Source organism: Propionicimonas sp., assembly GCF_034927565.1.
Classification (GTDB): domain Bacteria; phylum Actinomycetota; class Actinomycetes; order Propionibacteriales; family Propionibacteriaceae; genus Propionicimonas.
Map to the genome: position 1 here is coordinate 1 of NZ_JAYFPT010000070.1, position 2357 is coordinate 2357.

Annotated in this window: 1 protein-coding gene; it reads right to left on the minus strand. The window is 68.2% G+C overall.

All coding sequences use genetic code 11. The features are described 5' to 3' along the window. Positions 1-2266, minus strand: a 2266-nt coding sequence (locus VB080_RS12495) for a S8 family serine peptidase (protein WP_323418786.1), incomplete at its 3' end; no start/stop codon positions are given. Positions 2267-2357: the final 91 nt, after the last annotated feature.

Sequence of the window (2357 nt, forward strand, 5' to 3'; positions counted from 1 at the left end):
TGCCGTTCTGCGCTTTGGTGAGGGTGAAGCTCGCCTTGGTGGCTCCCTTGATCGCGGTGCCGCTGGCGTACCACTGGTAGCTGAACTTCGTCCCCGTGGTCCAGGTGCCGGTGGCCACGGCCAGCTTCTGACCGGCGGCGAGGGCTCCGGAGATCTTCGGGACGGCGGTGGTCAGGGCGCCGATCGCCACCGGTGCCGTCGCGGACGAGACCGCTGCGGATCCGGACACGGGAAGGTAGCCGGCTCTGGTCGCCGACATCAGCTGCACAGTCATCCGTTTGCCGAGTTGGGCGGCGGTCAGGGTGAAGCTGGCGCCGGAGGCGCCTGCGATCGAGCTGCCGTCCGCAAACCACCGGTAGGTGGCACTGGTCGGGGTCGGCGTCCAGTCGGAGGGAGGCTTGGCGGTGAGGGTGAGGCCGACCTGGGGTGTTCCCGAGATCGTCGGCGGGGTGGCGGTGGTCGTGAAACTGCCCGCCGTTCGAAGCCGGAGTTCACCGGCGCCGTAGAGGTTGTCGGCCCCGACCTTCCCTCGGTCGACGACAGCCGCCTGCTTGAGGTAGGCGACCAGCTTTGCCGGGGTCAGCGAGGGCTCGGACTGCAGAACAAGCGCCGCCGCACCGGACACCACCGGAGCTGACGCGCTGGTGCCGCTGAAGCTACCGTCGCCAGCGTCGTCGGCGTGGAGGTAGGTGTAGGACGAGAAGCCTGCGCCCGCGCTCAGATCGGGCTTGATCCGGCCGTCGTTGGTCGGCCCTTGCGAGCTGTAGTCGGCGATGATCCCACCGGCCACCGGGTCGACGGCACCAATCGACACCGCTCCCGGGTTCCGGCTGTCGGCGAACGGGTGCGCCGCCGAGTAGGGAGTGGAGGCGTAGTAGAACAGCGCCGAGTTGACCAGGATCTCCAGCACGTCGTTGGTGTCCGCACCTGTGGCGGCCCGCTTGATGCCCAGGTAGTAAACCGGGTAGTCGTCGCAGTCGATGGTGTTGAAGTTCCCAGTCATCGGCGAACTGCCGATCACTCCCTCCAGCGGGTCGGCACCCTTGGCCTGGTTGGCCAGAGACTGGGCGATCAGCCTGCCGCTGGTGCTATAAGCGTAGAGATCGTAGTCAGAGCGCCTGGACTCACCCCAGTCGTTCCAGCGCAACCCATTGAGGAAGCCGCAGGCCACTGGGAGGAGGTTCGACGACGAGACGACACCGGCCGGGTCGGTGAAGTCGAGCCAGCCGTCGCCATCATCATCGCGCCAGCGACCGCGCCAGTAGCCGCCAACGGCGAAACTCTCCCCACCGTCAGTAGCGAGATAACGGCCGGCATTGCCCGCCGAGTTGAACCAGGCCATCCCTTTGCCAACCGCGTAGTCGACCAGTTCGGCGGACGGTCCGGTGCCGTCGCCAGGGCCGTCGTAAGGGGAGGTGAGTGAGCGGGAGATGATCTTCACGCCCTTGCTCGCGAAGTAGTCAATCGCTGCTCTGGTGTCGGCGAGGGTGTCGGCGCTGGCCAGGTAGACGGTGGCGCCGGGAGCCATGTCGTGCAGGATCTCGGTAACCGCAACGCCGTGTACCTCCCCGGTCGACCAGAGGTCACAGACCTGGCCGTTCTCCCGGCAGAAAGTGCCGCCGAGCCGGCTGGCGTCTACTTCGCCGGCGGTGGCGGCGTCCTGCCAGGCATCCCGGTCGAACAGGTCAATGACACCAATCCTCACCCCGGCGCCGGTGAGCCCAGCGGCATGCCAGGTGGCGGCGTTGGTCGTGGTGACGATCTCGCCGCCGCTGGCATTGCTGTCGGAAGTGGCGGTCACCGCGGTGACCTCCGCCGGCACCACGTTCACCGTGGTCGGCAGCGTGATCGCCAGGGACGGTTCGGCGTCCTGCAGTTCCTGCAGTTGCTCGAACGGCACATCCGCCACCACCACCGAATCGGTGACGGTCTCGACATTGGTAGCGCCCAGCTTGCGAGCGAGCGCGGCCGTGGCACGGTCGGCATGCCCGAGTTGCACGCGCAGCGAGTTCCGGGCGACACCCTTCTTCGATCGGTGCTCGCCTGCCCGCCACTGCTGGTAGACCTCAGCCACCCCGGCGTCGCGCAGCCCGCTTGCCGTCCTGGCGGACTCCCGCTGTGGGGTCTGGGGAACCACGCTGAGCGGTGGCGGAGTGTGTGGCTGCGGAGTCGGCTCGGCGGTCGCGGTGACCGCAGGAGCGAGTGTCGTCGTCAACGCCGCGGCGACCAGGACGCAGGTGAGACGGCGGACGCGGGGCACGGACATCAGCGCTTCCTCGGGGACTCCGGGACGGGGGTGCTCACCCTACTCGTCAAACCTGTGCGGCCGGGCCCCGGCCAAACAGGGGCGGGCATGG